Raw genomic sequence first — 21384 nt, 5'->3', positions numbered from 1 at the left:
CGGTGAAAACACCCCATTATAAGAATGCCCGTTGGCTAGAGATTCGTGAATTTGAGCCTGCGAAAAGCTAAAGCCGGAACAAATACAACCAGTACTATGGCGGAAATTATTTTATACATATCACTAAATAAACTGGGGGAAGAAAAATATTCTAGTAATTAGAAATATACGACAATCCCTTCAAAAAAATTATGTTTAAATCATTTAAGTAACTGAAATACAAAAAATTAGTTTGTTAAAGAAAGGTTCCTTTTTAATTTTGGGAAATTTAAACTATGGGTGCTTTATGTGTTTCCATAATCAGACTCGGCTAAATTTTAATATTTTTACAAGGAATTATAACAATTGCTTTTATCCTTGTAATTAGCTCTTTATTATTGAGAGAAGTATAAGATATAACAAGTCGTAGTAAATAAATAGGTTGAAGAAATTTTTCATTTTTATATCAGTCTTGACATTGCTTTATAGTTGCGATGAAGAATTCAAGCCTCTTAAGTTTGAAAAACAAGTAGCATATAAAATTTTTCCTCAATTAATAGATTCACTTCATAGAGACGTAAGAGTTCCAATTCCGCCACCTCCTTTTATACGTGATAATAATGCGGATATTTTAGCATTAGACACCATTGAATCTAAAAAAAAATGGGAGGAATATGAATTACTGAAAAAGAAATATTATAAAGATTCAGTAAAATTGGTTATCGCTATTAGTGACTCCACATATTTATTAAGTAAAAATGATAAAAAAGCTTTTCTAAAATTCTATAAGAAGGAGAATATTGAATTAGATTCAACAAAAGTTGATTCTAGATATAAAATCATTTTAGATAGTCTAAACGCAGATAAAAAGCTAAAATTGAAATATTTATCAGAATTTCCGGAAGGATCAGAAATATGGAGTCAAAAAAATGAGTATGATTTCTTTTTAAATGGAGCTACTGGATTTAGCAGAATAAAATTTGATAAAACATATTCTTTTGGAGTGCTAACAAGTAATTATTCAATGGGAAGATTGAACGGATTTGGAGTAAGAATTTTCATAAAGAAGGTCAATGGTCTATGGATAATTGATAAAATAGAAACAACAACTATTTCGTGACAGCATACCTGCAAAAACACCACATATTCGCAATTTCGGCTATCCTGCGAGAAGAGAATTTATAGAAATCAGGCAGTTCTAATTAGGGGAAGTTTGCAAAAAAAAATCCTAAAAATGCTTCCTGTAAGTTTGTCAAGCGCTTGTTTCCTGAAAAATTTCCAAATATTAGTTTTCCTCATTTTCCAGGCGATAAATTATTTTTTTCATTTGAGCAATCTCTCTTTTTTGAGCTGCAATAATTTCTTTAGCGAGTTCTTTGGTTTTAGGATCTGTTTTAAACTATTTACAGAAATAAGAATAAGAAGATTAATCAAAATGTTTTTACCTTTAGAAGTCTGAATAAAATTTGTAAGAGCCTAAATTGATGTCTGGAATATTATTATTTATTGGAATTGTCTTATTGCTCCTCGCAATTCACGACTTTTTTTTCACAACCCTTTCGGGTAGCGGTACAGGGTTCTTATCCAGGAATATTTCTATTTTATCTGATAAGATCATTCAGTTTTGTGTGAAGATTTTTGGAAGAAAAGCCTATAATTATAATGGATTGTTCGTGAATCTTATGATTCTGTTTATCTGGCTTCTCTTAATTTGGGTTGGGCTGTTTTTAGTTTATTCCTCAAATCCCGATGCTATTACCAGTAGTAGTGGTAAAGTAGCAAATTTTTGGGAGCGCCTTTATTTTACAAGTTATACACTCTCCACACTTGGGATGGGTAATTTCACGCCAAATACTGCAGCATTTGAATTGTTAACCGGTGCCTTTTCTTTCTTCGGATTTATCTTTTTTACCAGTTCAATGACCTATTTTCTTTCGGTTTCATCTGCCCTCGTCAATAAGAGAACCCTGTCTAAAAGTATTTATCACCTTGGGAAAACTCCACAGGAAATTGCAAAAAATATATTAAGCTTTGATTCCTCATTCAGCTACCAGCAATTTTCAGAGCTGCAAAAGTTAATAGATAAACATTCAGTGAATCATCACGCATATCCTGTAGTTCATTTTTATAGGCAAAGTAAGAAAAAGGATAGTTTTAGTATTAACATTGCAAGGTTAGATGAAGCAGTTAGCATTCTTCTTTATTCAGAAGAAAAGAATAATTATAGGACTGAATTAAATGTTTTGCGATCTTCTTTGTCTAGTTTTTTAGAAGATATGGAAAAGAATTTTGCTTCGAACCTTTCAATAGGGGAGAACACGGGAGATTCCTATAATTTTCCCTCTTTGAAATCTAAGGAAGAAAAAGAACTGCGAAGTCGCAGGAATATAGTGGAAGGTTTATTTAGAAGTGAAAACTATACCTGGGAAGATATTTTTGCTAAAAGTTAAGATTTTTAGAAATTCCACTGCCGAGCTTTTAACTCACGAACTGTCGCGGTAATTAGATTTAACTACTTCATTGAATTCGAGCACAGGTTTGTACTTCAATTTTTTTCTGAAATACCTTACTTGTTTCTAATTTGAAGTAGCTAAAACCTGTTTTTTCCGGCTTTGAGGCGCCTTAGCTTTAAGCCTTTTACCATACCATAAAAGGAAACCGGTTACAGGTAGGGAGCTACATAATAAACTAATTAAAAAAGCAAGAATTTTGCCCGGCAAACCGGCGATGGCTCCTACATGAATATCGTAGTTCATCCTTAATATTTTCTCGGCTACCCCCGCTTTTTCGTAGACACCATAAATAGTTTCGGAGGGAATTTCAGAGAGGTCATTTTGATCGTAAAATCTATAATCTGAATCGTAATAAATACCATCACTATTGCTAACTTCTACATATATACTGTGATTTTCATCATAGGGATAATGAATTTCATAGTCTTTCGCATTCGGAAATTTTTCTTTGAGAAATGGCATTAGTTTTCTAATAGGCTCATTTTCCTGTGATGAATTTTGGAAGCTTCCGCCTGGATTCTCAGGAACAGAGAATACTACTTCTTTTTCACCTCCAATACCATTATAAAAGACTTTCGCAAAAGTTTCAAAAGTCATTACCAGCCCTGTGAAGATGAAAATTACTGCAATAAAGCTGGCATAGAAACCAATAATTTGGTGAAGATCATAATTTTTCCGTTTCCATTTGGTGCTCGATTTCCATTGAAACCAGGTACGTTGTTTTCTAACTTTTTTGTTTTTAGGCCACCATAGAATAATGCCCGAAACCAGCATAAGAAAGAAAATAAAGGTACTCCAGGCTACAATTTCGCTTCCTATTTCTTTAGGCAACCACAAATGCATATGGCCATCTAAAACAAAATGAAAAAATCCTGATAAGTGATTTTCAGTATAAAGAATTTCACCGGTCCAGGGATGAAGAAATACCGATTGATAGAATTCCGGTTTTTCTTCATAAAAAATAACTTCAATAGGTTTTTTACCACCACCGTATAAAGTACCGTGAATATATTTGCCGGGGAAAACGCTTTGCGCAATATCTTTAGCTTCTAATGGATCTATCTCAGGATTGGTTTGCGGAACAACTTCTGGGACCTTAGAAGTTAAAGCGGTTATTTCTTCCTGAAACACCCAGAGGCAACCGGTTATAGATACTATAAAAACAACTAAACCTGTTGCCAGCCCAAGGTATAAATGCAGGGTTCTAATGTATTTTCTGAATTTTTTCCCCGGTTTATTTTTATCCATTACCAGAATTTTAAGATCCGGGCGCTACCGGAAATAGTTGTTTATTTCTATCTATATAGAATAGGTCTAAATAAATATTAGAGCGAAAGTAAAATCTTCTTACTTAAAGCACAAATTTTATTTAGAATATTTTTAAATAGAGATTAAGAGATCATTCTTGCTACATCGATGTATAGCTATTGAAGATCTTACAATTTCTACGCTACAACCTCAAAGAAATTATTACAATAATATTTAGATTTCAATTTCGTAAATACACTTATCTTGCCTGCTTAAAATAACAACTATGGCTTCAGGAATTTTTGCCCTTTTAGATGATATCGCAGCGCTAATGGACGATGTAGCGGTAATGGGAAAAGTGGCAGGGAAAAAAACAGCGGGTCTTTTAGGTGATGATCTTGCTGTTAATGCAGAGAAAGCATCAGGGTTCATGTCTTCCAGAGAATTACCGGTGCTATGGGCAATTACCAAAGGGTCCTTTCTCAATAAGCTTATTATTTTACCACTGGCATTTTTACTAAGTGCTTTTTTGCCGTCGGCTATTACTGTAATCTTGATTATAGGCGGACTCTACCTGGCCTATGAAGGAGCCGAAAAGGTACATGAATACCTATTTCCGCATTTGCATAAAAAAGAGAAACCTAAACTTGAAAAACTCTCTGAAGAAGAAGTTTTAAGCAGGGAAAAAGAGAAGATAAAATCAGCAATTTTAACCGATTTTATACTTTCGGTAGAAATAATTATAATAGCCTTAGGAACAGTAGGACAGGAGCCTTTACTTACGCAAATTCTGGTAGTTACCCTAATTGCCATAGTAGCCACTGTAGGAGTTTATGGTATTGTGGCCCTAATTGTGAGAATGGATGAGTTTGGCGCGAAACTTATAAGCTTAAACGAGGAAGAAAACAGTTTTTCCGATAAAATTGGTCGGTTTTTGGTAAGTGCATTACCTAAGGTAATTAAAAGTTTATCGGTTATTGGGACTATAGCTTTGCTCTTAGTTTCTGGAGGAATTTTTGTACATAATCTTGAATTTTTCCACGGTTTGTTTGAGAGTATTCCGGGAATTATCGTTGAATTTCTTACAGGCCTGGTGGTTGGATTCGTTGTATTTGCCCTTATAAAAATTGGCATTAAAATGTGGAAGAAATTTAAAAGCTAGTAGCTATCTAAATTGAAGATTTTTTAGAAGAAGTTTTAAAAAAAGAGGCTGGCTCAAAAGTATAATTTCGTCAAACTGATTTGTTTCTCAGAATAACGATTTAAAAACTTTTAAGACAGCCTCTTTATATTTAAGGGTGAAAATCTTTAAATTTTATACCACTTCTGTTTCTTCTGAAACTTCTGCTTCCGAAGCTTCATCAGCATCAAGAACATTAAATTTTTCCAGTTGTTTTTCTTCCCCGGTAAAATATGGGAAAACATCTAAAATTGGAGATTCAGTAATAGACGGGATTGAGTAATCTCCCATAGTCTCTTCCATTGCGCTGGTAGTATTCTCAAAGGCTTCTTTTACATCGTTAGCCTGAACTAACAAGTAAATATTGGTCTTTTTCTCTTTTCCGCTTTCTTCATCTAAAGCTACGAGAGAAACTTTCGATTTAAACCACCTGTCAGAATTTTCAAAAGGGTGTACTTCAGCAAAATTAGCGACTTTTATATTCATAATTCTAAAATCTTCACTGGTATAGGCAGTCATCTCTTCGCTAATCCTTGCTTCTGCTTCAGTATAAGAAACCGCATCTAAAAGATAGGTATCTGTAGTCATTTTCTGCTCTCCGGTTTCGTGTGTTTTTTTGTATTTCACCTTACATTCAAACCAAGTTACGCTCATAATCTATATTTTTTTAGGGCTCCAAAAATAGGATTTAAAAAGCGCCAGCTAGTAAATATGTTTAATAGATATTCACAATTTTAATCTTTACTCAATAATCGAGATTTAATGCTCCGAGGTAGTTTACTATTATAATTTTTTGCCGTGCAAGACAAGAATATGAAAATGAATGAGTTTGGGTGATCACAAAAAAAGATTCACTGTTGCAGAGCTTAAAAGGGAAGTGCTGGAAGTAATGAATATTTCAACAATGGGACCAGCGAGTTTGAAGCTGAAAATTGTATTTAATCTCTTTGGCGTCCATTAATTTCATCAATATCAATGCGGTAAACTATAGGAGAATTTGAGTTGCTTTTACTGGAGAAATTCTCGATAAAATCCGGGATAGATTTTCCTTTATTTTTTATGGTTTTTTTTACTCCTTCAGAAAAGAAATGCAGCATATATTTAGCATCTGTTCCTTCTAATTCTGTGAATTTGCCGTACAATAAAACCGACTTCCATTTTTCTAATGTAGAAATTTCATCTACCTGAAAAGTGACTAATGGATTTTTTCGCATTGCTTCTATTTTGCCTCCCTGCCCCGAATAGCTTAAAATGCTATTTTGTTCAGGGTCATAATAATAGGTGATGGGAATTATTTCTCCCCTTCCCCTGGAGAGATATCCGAGCCTTCCTATATAATTTTCGGCAAGTAGCTGGGTACTTTCAATTAAGGTCATGGCTCTCATAATAGTTTTAATTTAGAAGGTAATTAAAGCTCGCGGGGGTGAAATTCTGCTTAAAATTCCTGTCTAATTTATCGCTGAATCTCTAAATAAAATATGACGGCTATCATTAAAACTCAATTTTACTCGGTAAACTAAATACTAAATGCAGGTGGGGTTTTAAATAGATGAAAATAAAAATGCCGAAAAATTGTTTTGAGTACTTCGCAAATTGACTCATAAAAGTAAAATTGTGACTTCACAGCGTCTTAATAATTTTCTCCTTGTATATTTGAATAAAGAAATATTACTAATTGGAATCTTTTAAAAATATAAACAAAAATCGTGGCCTTCAATATCTTATTGGAATTGGCTCAATTCTTTTTATTTCATTTATCTGCTATCTCTTTATTGATATTATAGGTTACCACGTGGTAGCGCTACTTTTACTTCTTGTTGTTTCTATATTAGCAATGTTTTTTAAGATACTCCCGGTGGTAGTTGCTGCCGTTTTAAGTGCTTTAATCTGGAACTTTTTATTTATTCAACCTCAATTAACCTTTAAAATTAGTACGCCCGAGGATGCACTTTTATTCCTGATGTATTTTGTGATTGCAGTAATGAATGCAGTTTTTACAACTAAAATTAGAAAAGCTGAAGCGGCATCCCGCAAAAGGAAGGAAAGGGAAAAGACCATACAATTATATAACACACTGTTTAATTCGCTTTCACACGAATTAAAAACGCCTATTGCGGCCATTATTGGCTCGGTAGATACGCTAAAAGAAAGTAGGAAGAAACTTTCTGCCGATAATAAAAGTGAACTTTATAATGAAATTGAAATAGCTGGTAACAGACTTAACAGGCAGGTTAAAAACCTTTTAAATATGAGCCGTTTAGAAAGTGATTCCATCCATTTACAGCTCAATTGGTATGATGTAAATGAGATTGTCTATAATGTTATTGAAAATAATAAGTTAGATTGCAATCAGCACCAAATTCTTTATCAGCCAGAAGATAACCTACCTCTTTTCTTGTTTGATGCTACTTTAGTAGAGCAAATTTTACATAATATTGTCCATAATGCTATTCAGTATACACCTAAAGGTTCTAAAATTGAAATTAAGGTGTCTCATAATAGTGAAGACTGTGTATTTGAAATTTCAGATAACGGAAAAGGTTTTCCAGAGGAAAATAAAGAGCGGGTTTTTGAAAAGTTTTATCGGTTACCAAATTCGGCCACCGGGGGCACTGGGCTTGGGCTTTCTATTGCACAGGGATTTGCTGAAGCTCATAATGGAAAAATTAAAGTTCGTAACAGAAGCAATGGCGGAGCCCAATTTACGGTAACAATTCCGGCAAAAATGACCGACCCTAAAAATTACCAAAATGAATAATGCAGAAATACTTGTTATAGACGATGAGCCGCAAATTAGAAAACTGCTTAAAATCACGTTGGAAAGTAACGACTATAAAGTAGTGCTGGCCGAAACCGGGACAGAAGGTGTTCATTTGGTGGCTAACCATACTCCCGATCTTGTTATTCTGGATTTAGGACTACCTGATAAAAGTGGGCATTTAGTGTTGAAAGATTTAAGGGAATGGTATGATAAATCTATAATAATACTTTCCGTTCAGGATAGCGAAGCCGATATTATTAAAGCTTTAGATAATGGTGCTACAGATTACCTTACCAAACCTTTTAGAACCGGCGAACTTTTGGCCAGGATAAGAGCTTCATTAAGAATAAACCAAAACACAGATTTACAACCCATTATAGCAACCGGAGATTTAGAGATCGATTTAAGCTCAAGAATAGTAAGCAAAAATAATACTCCTGTTAAATTAACTGCTACCGAGTATAATTTAGTAGCCTTGCTTGCAAAAAACCAGGGTAGGGTTTTAACACATCAATTTTTATTAAAAGAGATTTGGGGATTTGGTTCTCAAAATGAAACCCAATATCTGCGGGTTTTTATAGCTCAACTTAGGAAGAAGTTGGAAGAAAACCCCAATAGCCCTATTCATATAATTACAGAGAGTGGAGTGGGTTACCGTTTTGTGTAATCTTTATAAAATCTTTATAGTACCGGTTTAAATTTTATATTCTGCTTATAGCCTTAAACCTAACTTTGCATTATAATTCTAATCAAAGTAGAGTGGCTAAACCTCCAAAAAGATCACCTGGCGAAAAAAATCAATCTTATTCCCATCTAAAATGGCCGGCTATTGTAATAGCTATTTTAGTAGTGATTATAGTGGTCGCATTCGATTACTGTAGCCGCCAGGGTATTTTATAATAAGGGAGAAATGTTGTCATTTTTCAAGAATATTATATCCGAAATATACCGTGAGAGAAGATTAAGTAAAATTGCTGCAATTTTAAGCATCTTCGGTGTATGTCTTCTCATTTTTGATTTAGGTTTTACTCATATTGAGAGTGAAAGAAATTTTCTAAAAAACCTCTATTATGGGATTATAAGCCTGGGCTTTCTAATTGTATTAGTTCGTAGTTTTTTACCGCGACCGCAAACCCCAAAAAAAGTAAGGCTATTCGATTGGCTACTCGCTGTTTCGTTTGGGATTCTTCTTCTTTTAAGAATAGATTTTATTGTTGCAAATCTTGGCTTCTTAAAGTTTTTCAATCAAATGGGTTGGGTCTATCTTGGGCTTTTTCTTTTTTTTATACGTGAAATATCTTCTTTTAAAGTAAATTTTAAGAGAGATTATTTAAATCCTGCCCAATTATTTGTTGCCAGTTTTCTTCTCATAATTTTCTTAGGTACTTTTTTCCTTCTTCTTCCCAAAGCAACCCATGCCGGGATTGGCCTTATTGATGCACTTTTTACCGCCACCAGTGCAGTTTGTGTTACAGGTCTAATCGTTGTAGATACCGGAAGTTATTTTACCACTTTTGGACAAAGCGTTATTATGGTTTTAATTCAATTGGGAGGGCTGGGGATTATGACCTTTGCCAGTTATTTTAGCTATTTCTTTAGAGGCAATAGCTCTTATGCCAATCAACTTATGCTAAAGGATATCAGTAATTCCGAAAAAATAGGCGAAGTTTTCGTGGTCTTAAAAAAGATATTGCTTTTAACCTTTTCAATAGAGGCGGTAGGGGCCCTTTTTATTTATTTCAATTTAGATAGTGCAATAATTAATTCTGTACCAGATCGTATATTTTTCTCCATTTTTCATAGTATTTCAGGATTCTGCAATGCCGGTTTCTCTACGCTGGAAAACAGCCTGTATGAGCCTGGCTTTCGTTTTAATTATCCCTTACATCTAATTATTGCTGCCTTATTTATTCTGGGAGGTATTGGTTTTCCAATTTTGTTGAATCTCTATAAATATGTGAGATATTATACTTTACGTAAATTACAAAAAATAAAAGATCCGCATCGCGCGACTTACATGCCCTGGGTTTTAAATCTTAATTCCCGAATTGTATTAACCACAACCCTTATTTTGCTTTTAACCGGTACAGTCTTCTTTTATATTTTTGAATATAATAATACACTAAGCGGGCATAGCGAATTTGGTAAAATTGTTACCGCTTTTTTTGGAGCCGCAACACCCAGGACTGCTGGTTTTAATTCTGTAGATACCTCGGCATTGCATTTCTCTACTTTAATGCTTGTATTTCTTTTAATGTGGATTGGTGCCTCACCAGCTTCAACCGGTGGTGGAATTAAGACCAGTACTTTTGCCCTGGCAACACTTAATTTTTTGAGTCTGGCGAAAGGAAAAGACAGGATTGAGGTTTATAAAAGAGAGGTTTCTAACATCTCTATAAGAAGAGCCTTCGGCATTATTAGTTTATCTCTTATAGTTATTGGCCTGGCTATATTTCTAATAGCATTTCTTGAACAGGATAAAAATATTATCGCAATTACTTTTGAAGCTTTTTCGGCCTACAGTACAGTGGGCTTAAGTATGGGAATTACAGCCGGCTTAAGTTCTACTTCTAAATTAATAATTATTGCTACAATGTTTATTGGCCGGGTTAGTATGTTAACCCTGCTTATAGCCATTCTACGAAATATTAAACATCTTAATTATCGCTATCCTTCAGAAGAAATTTTAATCAACTAAAACACTTTAGAATGAAATATATTATCATAGGATTAGGAAACTTTGGAGCCTCCCTTGCAGAAAAATTAACCTCTATGGGAAACGAAGTTATTGGTGTAGACAGTAATCTTGGTAAAGTTGAAGCTATAAAAGAAAAAATCACCCACGCAATAAGCCTTGATGCTACCGATTTTAATGCAGTAAACAATTTACCCCTTGAAGATACTGACATTGTAATAATTGGAATTGGCGAAGATAAAGGAGCAAATATTATGGCTACAGCCTTAATGAAACAACTAAAGGTAAAACGGTTAATTAGTCGGGCTGTATCACCTTTACAACAAATGGTTTTAGAAGCGATGGACGTAGAGGAAATAATTCATCCTGAAGAGGAAACCGCAGAGCGATGGTCGAAAAAATTAAACCTGGAAGGAGTGGTAGATTCCTTTGAAGTTACAGGGGAATACAGTATAGTTGAAAGTGAAATCCCTAAGGAATTTGATGGAAAAACCCTGGATGAAATTGGTTTAAAGAAGAAGTATAATATTATAGTGCTTACTACAATTAAATATACTGAAGGGAAAAACGAAATCGGTTCTGCAAAAACCTTGTCTAGTGTTCAGGGGGTGGCTACCGCAAAAACCGAATTACATTATGGAGATATCATGGTGTTATACGGAAATAATCAGGATATCAAAAAGCTTTTAAAAGAGATCAGAAAATCCTAAGCACGACAGTTAGATTTTACTTGATAATCGCAATTTGATGCTCCGCACCGACATTTCGGGATGCCTCGAAAGGTAGTTTACTAACCAAAGCTTATCTTTCTTTTAAGGAATTTGTTACTTTTGAGCTATGAAACTTCTGGCCGTTCTTTTAGGAATTTTTTGTTTGCTTATCTCTGCAAACCCCTGCTGTATTGAAGATAATTGCGAATCAGCTTCCGAATTGAAAATTTCGGAAAATGAAGAAAACCAGAAGGAAAATGACTGTGGCTTATGCTCTCCTTTTATAAGCTGCGGAAGTTGTATTGGTTTTATTCCAAATACAGATGAAGTAGTGACAGTCCTTGACCCTCAACCCGTACCATTTACAAATTTATTCGGACTCACTTTTAAAAGTGTTGAAGCTGAATATTCTGATAGGGTTTGGCAACCGCCCCAAGAGGTTATTATTTCTTGAAAACAGAATTAATAACCTAAATTTTTACAATGATTAAACTCTTATTTAAACTTGCGATCTTCCTTATCGCTTTTCACGCTGTGGGACAAAATTCCCTCGAGACGGTAATAAAAAATGCCGAAGATAATACACCTTTACTTGGGGCCAACGCCGTAGTTTCCGGGACTGAAATTGGAGCTACTGCAAATATAGATGGGGAAGTAACTTTAAAAAAAATCCCAAATGGCCCCCAAACAATCGTTTTTAGTTTTGTAGGTTTTACTACAAAAGAAATCACACTAGATTTCCCCAGGAGCACAAAAGATACTCTGGAGATTTTCCTTGAACCCGGCGGGGAAGAAATGCAAGAAGTTATTATTCAGTCTACCCGCTCCCGGCGCAGTATTGCCGATTTGCCAACTCGAGTAGAAGTAATTTCTGGCGAAGAACTTACTGAAAAAGGGAATATGAAACCCGGTGATATCAGGATGTTGCTTAACGAAACCACCGGAATTCAAACCCAGCAAACTTCGGCTATATCCGGTAATTCGAGCATTAGAATTCAGGGACTGGATGGGAAATATACACAGCTCCTAAAAGATGGATACCCGCTTTATTCAGGATTTTCCGGCGGACTCAGTTTACTGCAAATTGTGCCTTTAGATTTGCAACAGGTTGAGGTAATTAAAGGTTCTTCTTCCACGCTTTACGGCGGTGGAGCTATCGCGGGTTTGGTAAATCTTATTTCTAAAACCCCTGGCGAAGAAAGAGAACTCAATTTTATGCTAAATGCAACTTCAGCATTAGGACTCGATCTTAGCGGATTTTATTCTGATACCTATGGAAAACTGAGCACTACCATTTTTGCATCCTATAATATTGGTTCACCATATGACCCTGCAGATATTGGTTTAACAGCAATTCCTGAGTTTAATCGTTATACTATTAATCCCAGGGTTTTTTACGAATTCACCGAAAATACAAAATTGGATGTAGGCGTGAATACGACGGCTGAAGAACGCACCGGTGGTAATATAGCTTACCTGGAAGGAGAGGATGTAGAAGATCCTTATTTTGAGAGAAATAATACAAATAGAACCACTTTGCAATCGGGTTTTGAACATTCCTGGAGTGAGGATAATCGGCTTAACCTCAAGAATAGTTTCAGCTTTTTTGACCGTGAAATTCAAACTGGCGATTATGTTTTTGCAGGTAATCAATTTGCCTCGTATAATGAAGCTTCTGTAGTTTTAGGTACCGATGATATGGAATGGATTGGAGGCCTGAATTTATGGGTAGATCGTTTTGAGCAGGATGTTTTAACTGATGCTCCCGTGGTAGATTATGAGCATCTTACCTACGGGGCTTTTGTTCAAAATAATTGGAGGGCCAACAACTGGTTTCAGCTGGAAACAGGGCTTAGAACCGATTATCAAAATGAATATGGATGGTTTGTTTTGCCAAGAATTTCAGCGATGTTCACAATTTCTGATGCTATTACTACCCGAATTGGCGGCGGAATGGGCTATAAAACGCCTTCGGTTTTTACAGAAGATGCCGAGCGACTTCAGTTTAGAAATGTAATACCGATAGATGTGAGTACTACCGAAGCTGAAAATTCTATAGGAGGAAATTTTGATATTAATTACCGAACCGAACTTTTTGAAACCATAGAATTTACAAGTAATACGCTTTTCTTTTACACCAAAATTGATAATCCCATAATTCTTGAGAATACATCAGAAGGCGTTTTTGAATACCTGCAACCTAATGGATTTATTGAAAGTAGAGGAATTGAAGCGAATTTAAAATTTGGTTATAAAGATTTTAAATTATTTACCGGTTATACTTATGCCGATGTAGATCGTACTGAAAACGGAAATACTTTCGAAATGCCACTGGTATCAAAACATCGCTTAAATAATGTGCTCATGTATGAGTTACACGAAAAGCTTAAAATTGGATTAGAAGGCTATTATTTTAGTCCGCAGCAATTAGGCGACGGCGCCACCGGACAGGAATACTGGATTTTTGGTCTAATGATGGAAAAATTATGGGAAGATTTTTCGATTTTCCTGAATTTCGAAAACTTCACCGATACTCGTCAAACACGGTTCGACTCTATATACACCGGTTCAATATCCGATCCACAATTCAGAGATATTTATGCCCCTGTAGATGGTTTTGTAGTAAATGGAGGGATAAAATTGTTTTTTTAAATAAAGGTTTAATAAAAGAAACTGTCTGAAAAGATATAATTTCGTCAAATTGCCGAAGCATAAGTATTGTTTTATTTCTATGATTAATAACATCTTAGATTCTGAAATAAATTTCAGAATGACGACTTAAAAATCTTTTCAGACAGCACCTTAAATACAAGTCAAAAATATTTTGATTGAAAAAGTTCTAAACAGAAACTTTAGGTTCAATATTTATAGCGGTTAGTGAATTTTTTAGTTCTTCCAGTTCATCAAGTAGCTTATTTCTGCCATTTTGAAAAATAGTGGTTTTATTGGTGAATAAGTCCTGGTAATAGGAGATTCCGTCTAAAAGATTAAGCTTAAATTTCTCTAATTTTTTCTTCTGTTTTGCAGAAGGTTCCTCCATAAATTCTTCAATTTCATTTTTAAAATAATCCAGGTATATTTTTAATTCTTTTAGAAACATATTGGGACGGTTAGGCATTTCCATCACAGAAAATTTTCCGTAGATATGTTGTACCATTTTTGAAAGAGAAACTACTTTAGAAAAGTAAGCCATATTTGGTCCCGGACAAATAGCAACCCCCTGGGCCTGCCCCTTTATTCTAATGTCGTTTTCAAGAAAAGAGGCATTTCCCAGGCCAACACATAAACAGGCTTTTTCGGTAATTTTGTTTTTCTTTTTATCTAATACCTCCTGGGAGAAATTGTCTTTTTGTTCTTCCAGTTCTTTAAGTTTTATATCCTGAAATTTTTTAGAGGCAGAACAAATTCCTTTTTCGTCATATTCTTTACTTAGAGCCAGGAATTTTTTAGGGCAGGAACTTCCACTTTTATTATTAGAAATTCGCTTGTCTTTCAGTTGTTCGTTGGTGGTTCCTCTAACGGTATTAAAAGGGATGCCTAAAGGCGAGATATGACTTAAATAAAGATCTTTTTCTTTCGCTTTCACCAATAATCTACGCGTTTCAATATCAACCGAAGTAGCTTCAGGCACCAGTAAAAATGGAGTTCCCCAACCTACAGATGATACCTTGTAGTGATCCAGTAAAAAGTTATGCTCTTCAGCAGTGCCTACACCGCCCTGTACCGTGATTTTAAGATCAAGAGGTTGTTGCGGAACCGGTATTTCTTTCTGGTTTAAGGCTTTGCTCATTAATTCGTGAGCCGATTGAATAAGCTGATCTTTTTTCTCATTAAATTCTTCCAGAATCGGCCCCAGCAGGTGACCGTCGGTAGCAAAAGCGTGGCCGCCGCAGTTTAGCCCAGATTCAATTCGATATTCTGAAACCCATAATCCTTTTTTTGCCAGGTAATTTCCCTGGATTGAAGCCGATCTAAAATCGCTTACTTTCAGAATAATTTTCTTTTTAAGATTTCCATTTGCGTCAGGAAAGAAATCTTTGAAATTTTCAAAATAGCTATAAAGCCTTGGGTTTAATCCCGCTGAAAGTACAATAGAAGAAGATAGTTTTGAATTTGCGAATCCGCGTAATGCGGCATGGGCATCATTGAATTCTACAGGCAGTTGCTCGTTTTTAACGAAATTGTCCTTATCAATTTTCGCCATAATATTTACATCTATGCTTCCTGGGCTTAGATGATTTTCAATATAATTGCTTAATTTTTCTTTCGTCTCTACACCGGTATTCAGCAAATTTTGAAAACCCTGTTTGATTTCAGAATGATTGGGTAGTATGGAAAGGTAATTTTCTAAAGCTGTTTTACTTTCTGTGAGCTCCTTTTTAAAATTCTCAAACTTATCCTGAACAATATTGTTTACAAGATCTAAATAAGAGGTGATCCTTTCTGCGCGGGAATCGGGACTTTTCTTGGGAATCTCCTTATAAGGCAAATCGAATTTCTTACTGTAAAAAGCATTCATTTTCTCAATAAGTTCATCGTCAATAATGGAGATGACCGAAGATATTCCATATTTAGCGACCCGCAAAGGACTGTCTATTGTAAAAGCTGTTCCCATTACCGGGATATGAAAACTGTGTATTTGGTTCGTTTTGGTCATATTCTAAGAATTATTACCGGCACTGCAAGAATTTGCAGCGTTACCGGGCTTGTTTAAAATGAGGAATTAAAATTCCAATTTGTAAAGGAAAGAAGTTGAAAGCTGCTAAAATATGACACGGGTCATATTTCGAAATTTAAACTGAGCTAAGAGAAGAGTTAATGTAAAAGCTACTTTTTTGGATTCAGTAGTGGTAGAGAAGAAATTTTATGGAAAATATTTCATATAAAAAAGCCCCCAAAAGCTAAAACTAATGGGGGCATTTTGTATTAAGATACTTACTTAAAAATCTGATTCAGAAATAACTTAGTCTATTTTTCTAAAGTTAGCTTCGCCATCAAACTCCAGTTCTGTACCGTCAGCCAGTTCTATTTCCTGCTCCTTTTTCTGTTTTTCCCATCCAATTACCTGTGCATCAGTATAATTTTCTTCTATATAAGAAACGATTTTAGAGGGCAGGGCAGACATTGGTATTACCGTATCATTCTGGCTTTCAATTTCGATGATATTTCCATTTTCGTCCAAATCCAGTTCAAGACCGTTGGAGAGGATTACTTCAAATTTTTCATCTTCCCAAATTTGCCATTTACTGTTTTCTTTTACCTCTTTTACATTAGCCGAAGAAAAATTCTGCTGAATATAGTCCTGGGCTGTAGATGGTAAATTGTTAGTATTTGTTTGTGCAAAGATTCCAATAGAGCACAATGCGAAAATTCCTGATAAAATTACTTTTTTCATAATAGTTGTTTTTTATTCGGTGCGAAGTAAACTTTCAAAACTGGAAAGAATTTGGAATTTACAGTCCAAAAATCCTAAAAATCTCCTAAATTTTTCTCTGTAAATAGGGATTACTAATAAAATGAGTTCTCATTAAATTTGGTTTCCATTTCCCATTTTCTTCCAGTTTTGATTTTCATATTTGTATTTTTTGGGAGAATTGTAAAAAAAGTGTCAGATTTGAAACTTATATGTTATTCTTGCAATTAATAAGATTTCCATAAGCAGATAAAAAATTTTCATGAAGATTCAACATTTACTTATTCTAAGTCTACTTTTATTTTTTAGTAACACTCAAGCCCAGGATATAACTGAAAATAGTTTTGGTAATGGCATAATTAACACGGTAGCAAGAGATAGTTCTTTTAGCTTGAAGTTTGGTGCGAGATTTCAATCTTTATTTGTTAGCGAATGGCGGGATTCTGAATTTGAAGGATTTGAATCTGAAAGTTCAAATATTCTTATTCGGCGTGCCAGGCTAAAATTTAGTGGATTTGCGTATTCTCCCAAATTAGAATATAAACTGGAGTTAGGGTTGTCTAATCGCGATATTTCGGGAGCTTCCGTATTTACTAATAATGCTCCGCGCTATGTTCTTGATGCGGTTTTGAAGTGGAATTTCTATGAAAATTTCATCTTATGGGTCGGGCAGGCAAAATTACCTGGGAATAGGGAGCGGGTAGTTTCTTCTGGAGATCTTCAATTTGTAGATAGATCTTTATTGAATAGTAGATTTAATATAGATAGGGATCTTGGGGTGCAACTGCACCATAAAATCAATTTAGGAAACCAATTTGTAATAAAAGAAATTTTCGCTTTTTCACAGGGAGAAGGAAGAAATGTAGTTACCGGAAATCTTGGCGGTTTTCAATATACCGGGCGCTTAGAAGCTTTACCTTTTGGAGAATTTCAGGATTATCGTGAGGCTTCTTTAGAAAGGTATGAGACTCCCAAATTAGCCATGGGAGTGACTTATGATTATAATAATGATGCAGTAAAAACCCGCTCTAATATGGGCGGTTATATGTTTACCGAAAATGGTTTTTATTCTACCGATATCACTACATTTTTTGCAGATTTTATGTTTAAATACAAAGGAGTATCAGTGCTTGGGGAATTTGCTCACCGGGATGCCGAAAATCCCATCGCTGTAGAAGAAGATGGAACGCCTACCGGTGCTATTGTAAATGTTGGAAATTCAATTAACCTGCAAGGTGGATATTTATTTGATAACAATATAGAGGTTGTGGGAAGGTTTACCCAGGTACAGGAAGATATTTTGGGGTCGCTGTTTCCTAATGAAAAACAATATACTTTCGGTATTTCTAAATACTTATCTAAACACAAATTAAAAGTACAAACCGATTTAAGTTTTAGGGATAGCCCAGATCCAGATTGGAATAATCTTATGTATAGGCTTCAGGTAGATTTCCATTTATAATTTTAGAGAAAGAAAGAAGGAAACTCTGCCTGGTGTGAATTTTTGAGTGTTTTAAAACTATTGCCATGAAAATTCTAATTATCGAAGACGAACAGGATATGTTGCAAAACATGAAGGATTTTCTAATAAGGGAAAATTTCGTGGTAGAAACGGCAACCAGCTTGACTGAGGCACGTGATAAAATAGGGGTTTATAGCTACGACTGCATTTTACTGGATATTAATTTAAAAGATGGGAGTGGATTCCAGCTTTTAGAAGAATTGAAACAAAAAAAGATAGAAGACGGGGTTATTATTGTTTCAGCAAGAAATTCGTTAGACGATAGGCTAGCGGGACTTAATTTGGGCGCCGATGATTATCTTGCGAAGCCTTTTCATATGGCAGAGCTAAACGCTCGTGTAAAAGCTGTATTGCGAAGACGCCAGTTTAACGGGAATAACACAATTAAGATTGGCAACCTTAGTATAGACCTGGATGAACACGAAGCGAGTATAGATGATAAACCCTTAAATTTAAACCGAAAGGAATACGAGATATTATTGTTCTTTTTTTCAAACCAAAACAGGCTGGTGAATAAGTCGGCTTTGGCAGAGCATGTTTGGGGCGATCATATAGACCAGGCCGATAGTTTTGAATTTATTTATTCCCAGATTAAAAATCTTCGAAAAAAGCTAAAAAGCGCCGGGGCCGAAATTGAAATTAAGGCGGTATATGGCATTGGCTATAAATTAATTACCCAATGAAATTATTAAATTATACCACCAGTTATTTTGCAGCGATATTGCTAGTTCTTTTGGGGATTTGGGCGGTGATTTTTTATCTGGAAATGCTGGATGAAATTTATGACAGCCTGGACGATGGCCTGGACAACCAAAAAATGTTGGTGATTAACCGGGCAAAGGAAAACCCTGAAGTGCTGCAACGTTCAGAATTTAAAGATGGTAGTTACACCATTAGGCCTATAGATAAAAATAATGCCGTAAGCTTCAAAGATTTTTATCGCGATACGCTTATGTATATGCAAAATGAAGATGAGTATGAACCGGTAAGGCTGCTGGAAACCGTATTTAAAAAAGACGATGAATTTTATAAGCTGAAAATTATTACTTCTATGGTCGAAGAAGACGACCTTATTGAAGATTTGCTGTTTTCTCTTATTCTTCTTTATGTAGGTTTGATTTTGAGTATTGTTTTACTCAATAATTTAATTCTGAAGAAAATATGGAACCCATTTTATACTTTGTTGCAACAACTTAAAGATTTTAGGCTGGGTATAGACCAAAAGATAGAGACAGCTCCTTCAAATATTGAAGAATTTAATTTGCTAAATAGCCGGGTAGAGCAAATGTTGGGAAAATCAATTTCCAGTTACAATAGTCAGAAACAATTTATAGAAAATGCCGCGCACGAATTACAAACTCCTTTGGCTATTAGCATCAATAAATTAGAACTATTAGTAGAAAAGGAAGACCTGAATAATGAGCAAATTGAGTTAATCGCTTCCGTTTTAAATAATTTGGAAGGTTTAACCCGAATGAATAACGCTCTGCTTTTACTTTCTAAAATTGAAAATCAGCAATTTCCAGATGAAGAGATAGTAGATTTTAATGATTTAATTTCTGAATTAAAAAATAATTTTGAAGACCTGGCCAGTCATAAAGAAATGAAAATTAGCATAGAGCGTACTTCAGATTTAAAATATAAAATGAATAAAGGCCTGGCAGGAATTTTACTTTCTAATTTGCTTAAAAATGCTATTGTTCACGGGCAAAAAAATAGTGAAATAGGAATAATAATTTCAGCAAAAAACTTTACAATAAGTAATATTGCCAGAAACGGAGCTTTAGATCCTGAAAATGTATTTTCCCGGTTTCAAAAGAATTCTCCTTCTAAAACTTCTACGGGGATAGGCCTGGCCATAGCAAAAACCATTGCTGAAAAATGCGAAATACAATTAACTTACCAATACGAACAAAAACACACTTTTCAACTTAATTTCCTCGCTAAGTTGTTATTTATTTCCTAAATAAAATTTCTCCTCCAAATATTCCAGATTTCTTCCAGTATTGTACTTCAACTTTGTTTAAAATTCAAAATAATAAAGATGAAAAAGTCAATTTTTTTAATCCTGGCAATTGCAATGGGATTTACCGCTTGTGAAGATGATGATTTGCGAAATTCTGATATTCCGTCAGTAGTATTAAATGGGTTTACAGAAGAATTTCCTAATGCTACAGGAGTAGAATGGGAGAAAAAAGCTGAATTCTTTGAAGCCGAATTCGCTCTTGAGAATGTAGATTATGAGGCTGTATTAAATACAGAAGGAAGCCTTATAAAGTATAAGTATGATATGGTTTATGATGATCTTCCCGCAGCAGTAAAAACTACAATCACCACCGATTATGATAAAACAAAAATTGATGAAGTTGAGTTGCTTAAAATTTCAGAAAACACTTATTACCAGGTAGAGTTTGAGGAAGAACCTACCGATGCTAATGTTATTTTTGAAGAAACAGGAGAGGTTACCACTGAAATTACCACCTGGTAATATAAAAAAAAATGAAAATGGTGAATAAAATAGTAACGCTAATTGTATTGGGCGTATTAAGCCTTGCCGGCTTAATACTCTTTGGTTATAACGAATTTGTAACCAAAGATATACTTCAGGATCAACCTGTAGCCTACGAGATAATTAATGAATGGGAGTTGCCTAAAGAACTTGATGAAGTTTCAGGAATAGATTGGTTAGGCGATAATAAAGTGGCTTGCATTCAGGATGAAGATGGCATCATTTTTATTTTCAACCTTGAAACTTCAAAAATAGAGAAAAGTATAGAATTCGCAGGTTCGGGTGATTACGAAGATATCCGCATTGTAGGGAAAACCGCCTATATTCTAAGAAGTGACGGCGAAATTTTTGAAGTTCAGGATTTTTTGTCGGGCAATTCAAAAACCAAAACCTACAGTAATTTTTTAACCGAAAAACAAAACCTGGAGAGCCTGGCCTGGGATAAAAATAATAAGCGTTTACTGCTGGCCATAAAAGATAAGGAACCAAAAGATGATAATTATAAAGGAATTTATCAGTTTTCTCTAACCGATAAAGAATTACAGAAAAAGCCGTTATATCGTTTAATTATGGAAGACAGGTTGCTAAATGATAGAAACACCAAACTCAATAAAAAACTGCAACCTTCTGCACTCTCCATACACCCCGAAAATGACAATTTTTATATCCTGGACGGCAGGGCTCCTCAACTAATTATTGCCGATAGAGAAATGAAATTAATAAAGCGCTATGCTTTAAACAAGGATGATTTTGCACAGGCTGAAGGTCTTACTTTTAGTGAGAATGGCAGGCTGTTTATTTCTAATGAAGGAAAAGGCGGAAAAGCAAACATCCTGGAAGTGATTTTTAAATAG

At 34.8% G+C, this 21384-nt stretch carries 19 protein-coding genes; 14 read left to right on the top strand and 5 right to left on the bottom strand.

The window, feature by feature from the left end:
- Positions 1-421: 421 nt before the first annotated feature.
- On the top strand, positions 422-1099 hold the full coding sequence (locus tag B5488_RS07750) for a hypothetical protein (RefSeq protein WP_079734746.1): 678 nt from the start codon (positions 422-424) through the stop codon (positions 1097-1099).
- Between the two features lie 364 nt (positions 1100-1463).
- Complete coding sequence (locus tag B5488_RS07740) at positions 1464-2429, top strand: ion channel (RefSeq protein WP_079734745.1); 966 nt, start codon at positions 1464-1466, stop codon at positions 2427-2429.
- Between the two features lie 126 nt (positions 2430-2555).
- Here B5488_RS07740 and B5488_RS07735 read toward each other — a convergent pair whose 3' ends face one another.
- Positions 2556-3740, bottom strand: a complete 1185-nt coding sequence (locus B5488_RS07735; protein ID WP_079734744.1) for a PepSY-associated TM helix domain-containing protein — start codon at positions 3738-3740, stop codon at positions 2556-2558.
- A gap of 286 nt (positions 3741-4026) precedes the next feature.
- On the opposite strand from B5488_RS07735, the gene B5488_RS07730 reads away from it, so the two are divergent.
- A complete protein-coding gene (locus B5488_RS07730) occupies positions 4027-4902 on the top strand; it encodes a DUF808 domain-containing protein (protein WP_079734743.1) in 876 nt (291 codons plus the stop codon).
- 153 nt (positions 4903-5055) lie between these two features.
- Here the strand turns inward: B5488_RS07730 and B5488_RS07725 are convergent, their stop codons facing one another.
- Positions 5056-5574, bottom strand: coding sequence for a DUF4494 domain-containing protein (locus B5488_RS07725; RefSeq protein WP_079734742.1), 519 nt, complete (start codon positions 5572-5574; stop codon positions 5056-5058).
- 284 nt (positions 5575-5858) lie between these two features.
- Positions 5859-6305: a pyridoxamine 5'-phosphate oxidase family protein gene (locus B5488_RS07720; RefSeq protein WP_079734741.1), complete on the bottom strand. Its 447-nt coding sequence runs from the start codon at positions 6303-6305 to the stop codon at positions 5859-5861.
- 290 nt (positions 6306-6595) lie between these two features.
- Here B5488_RS07720 and B5488_RS07715 point away from each other — a divergent pair, with 290 nt between their 5' ends.
- The 6 genes from B5488_RS07715 (at position 6596) to B5488_RS07690 (ending at position 13738) form a co-directional block, all read left to right on the top strand.
- A complete protein-coding gene (locus tag B5488_RS07715; protein ID WP_231919817.1) occupies positions 6596-7678 on the top strand; it encodes a sensor histidine kinase in 1083 nt (360 codons plus the stop codon).
- The gene (locus B5488_RS07710; RefSeq protein WP_079734740.1) at positions 7671-8348 is read left to right on the top strand and encodes a response regulator; all 678 of its coding nucleotides are present in this window, start codon (positions 7671-7673) and stop codon (positions 8346-8348) included. The genes B5488_RS07715 and B5488_RS07710 overlap by 8 nt, the downstream gene beginning before the upstream one ends.
- Before the next feature lie 243 nt (positions 8349-8591).
- Positions 8592-10379 (top strand): TrkH family potassium uptake protein, encoded by a 1788-nt coding sequence (locus B5488_RS07705; RefSeq protein WP_079734739.1) that lies wholly within the window; start codon positions 8592-8594, stop codon positions 10377-10379.
- An 11-nt stretch (positions 10380-10390) separates the two neighbouring features.
- Positions 10391-11086: a potassium channel family protein gene (locus B5488_RS07700; protein ID WP_079734738.1), complete on the top strand. Its 696-nt coding sequence runs from the start codon at positions 10391-10393 to the stop codon at positions 11084-11086.
- Between the two features lie 127 nt (positions 11087-11213).
- On the top strand, positions 11214-11540 hold the full coding sequence (locus B5488_RS07695; protein WP_079734737.1) for a DUF6660 family protein: 327 nt from the start codon (positions 11214-11216) through the stop codon (positions 11538-11540).
- A 29-nt stretch (positions 11541-11569) separates the two neighbouring features.
- Positions 11570-13738 carry a TonB-dependent receptor gene (locus B5488_RS07690; RefSeq protein WP_079734736.1) on the top strand — a complete coding sequence of 723 codons (2169 nt, stop codon included), beginning with the start codon at positions 11570-11572 and terminating at the stop codon, positions 13736-13738.
- 187 nt (positions 13739-13925) lie between these two features.
- Here the strand turns inward: B5488_RS07690 and B5488_RS07685 are convergent, their stop codons facing one another.
- Positions 13926-15743 carry a hypothetical protein gene (locus B5488_RS07685; protein WP_079734735.1) on the bottom strand — a complete coding sequence of 606 codons (1818 nt, stop codon included), beginning with the start codon at positions 15741-15743 and terminating at the stop codon, positions 13926-13928.
- 306 nt (positions 15744-16049) lie between these two features.
- A complete protein-coding gene (locus B5488_RS07680) occupies positions 16050-16481 on the bottom strand; it encodes a PepSY-like domain-containing protein (RefSeq protein ID WP_079734734.1) in 432 nt (143 codons plus the stop codon).
- A 280-nt stretch (positions 16482-16761) separates the two neighbouring features.
- Between B5488_RS07680 and B5488_RS07675 the strand changes: the two genes are divergently transcribed.
- From B5488_RS07675 to B5488_RS07655, 5 genes are all read left to right on the top strand, one after another.
- Positions 16762-17961, top strand: coding sequence for a porin (locus B5488_RS07675; protein ID WP_079734733.1), 1200 nt, complete (start codon positions 16762-16764; stop codon positions 17959-17961).
- A 65-nt stretch (positions 17962-18026) separates the two neighbouring features.
- Positions 18027-18704, top strand: a complete 678-nt coding sequence (locus tag B5488_RS07670) for a response regulator transcription factor (protein WP_079734732.1) — start codon at positions 18027-18029, stop codon at positions 18702-18704.
- A complete protein-coding gene (locus tag B5488_RS07665; RefSeq protein ID WP_079734731.1) occupies positions 18701-19987 on the top strand; it encodes a sensor histidine kinase in 1287 nt (428 codons plus the stop codon). Before B5488_RS07670 ends, B5488_RS07665 begins: the two co-directional genes overlap by 4 nt.
- A gap of 78 nt (positions 19988-20065) precedes the next feature.
- Positions 20066-20509: a PepSY-like domain-containing protein gene (locus B5488_RS07660; protein WP_079734730.1), complete on the top strand. Its 444-nt coding sequence runs from the start codon at positions 20066-20068 to the stop codon at positions 20507-20509.
- Between the two features lie 17 nt (positions 20510-20526).
- The gene (locus B5488_RS07655) at positions 20527-21384 is read left to right on the top strand and encodes an SdiA-regulated domain-containing protein (RefSeq protein WP_170065280.1); all 858 of its coding nucleotides are present in this window, start codon (positions 20527-20529) and stop codon (positions 21382-21384) included.

Origin of the sequence: Salegentibacter salegens, from assembly GCF_900142975.1 — a bacterium.
GTDB classification, from domain to species: domain Bacteria; phylum Bacteroidota; class Bacteroidia; order Flavobacteriales; family Flavobacteriaceae; genus Salegentibacter; species Salegentibacter salegens.
This window is presented reverse-complemented; position numbering and strand designations above follow the sequence as displayed.

Excerpts from the sequence above, each read along its gene's own strand:
- B5488_RS07740 (WP_079734745.1), top strand. The coding sequence starts at position 1,464 with ATGTCTGGAATATTATTATTTATTGGAATTGTCTTATTGCTCCTCGCA.
- B5488_RS07735 (WP_079734744.1), bottom strand. The coding sequence starts at position 3,740 with ATGGATAAAAATAAACCGGGGAAAAAATTCAGAAAATACATTAGAACC.
- B5488_RS07730 (WP_079734743.1), top strand. The coding sequence starts at position 4,027 with ATGGCTTCAGGAATTTTTGCCCTTTTAGATGATATCGCAGCGCTAATG.
- B5488_RS07725 (WP_079734742.1), bottom strand. The coding sequence starts at position 5,574 with ATGAGCGTAACTTGGTTTGAATGTAAGGTGAAATACAAAAAAACACAC.
- B5488_RS07720 (WP_079734741.1), bottom strand. The coding sequence starts at position 6,305 with ATGAGAGCCATGACCTTAATTGAAAGTACCCAGCTACTTGCCGAAAAT.
- B5488_RS07710 (WP_079734740.1), top strand. The coding sequence starts at position 7,671 with ATGAATAATGCAGAAATACTTGTTATAGACGATGAGCCGCAAATTAGA.
- B5488_RS07705 (WP_079734739.1), top strand. The coding sequence starts at position 8,592 with ATGTTGTCATTTTTCAAGAATATTATATCCGAAATATACCGTGAGAGA.
- B5488_RS07700 (WP_079734738.1), top strand. The coding sequence starts at position 10,391 with ATGAAATATATTATCATAGGATTAGGAAACTTTGGAGCCTCCCTTGCA.
- B5488_RS07695 (WP_079734737.1), top strand. The coding sequence starts at position 11,214 with ATGAAACTTCTGGCCGTTCTTTTAGGAATTTTTTGTTTGCTTATCTCT.
- B5488_RS07690 (WP_079734736.1), top strand. The coding sequence starts at position 11,570 with ATGATTAAACTCTTATTTAAACTTGCGATCTTCCTTATCGCTTTTCAC.
- B5488_RS07685 (WP_079734735.1), bottom strand. The coding sequence starts at position 15,743 with ATGACCAAAACGAACCAAATACACAGTTTTCATATCCCGGTAATGGGA.
- B5488_RS07680 (WP_079734734.1), bottom strand. The coding sequence starts at position 16,481 with ATGAAAAAAGTAATTTTATCAGGAATTTTCGCATTGTGCTCTATTGGA.
- B5488_RS07675 (WP_079734733.1), top strand. The coding sequence starts at position 16,762 with ATGAAGATTCAACATTTACTTATTCTAAGTCTACTTTTATTTTTTAGT.
- B5488_RS07670 (WP_079734732.1), top strand. The coding sequence starts at position 18,027 with ATGAAAATTCTAATTATCGAAGACGAACAGGATATGTTGCAAAACATG.
- B5488_RS07665 (WP_079734731.1), top strand. The coding sequence starts at position 18,701 with ATGAAATTATTAAATTATACCACCAGTTATTTTGCAGCGATATTGCTA.
- B5488_RS07660 (WP_079734730.1), top strand. The coding sequence starts at position 20,066 with ATGAAAAAGTCAATTTTTTTAATCCTGGCAATTGCAATGGGATTTACC.
- B5488_RS07655 (WP_170065280.1), top strand. The coding sequence starts at position 20,527 with ATGGTGAATAAAATAGTAACGCTAATTGTATTGGGCGTATTAAGCCTT.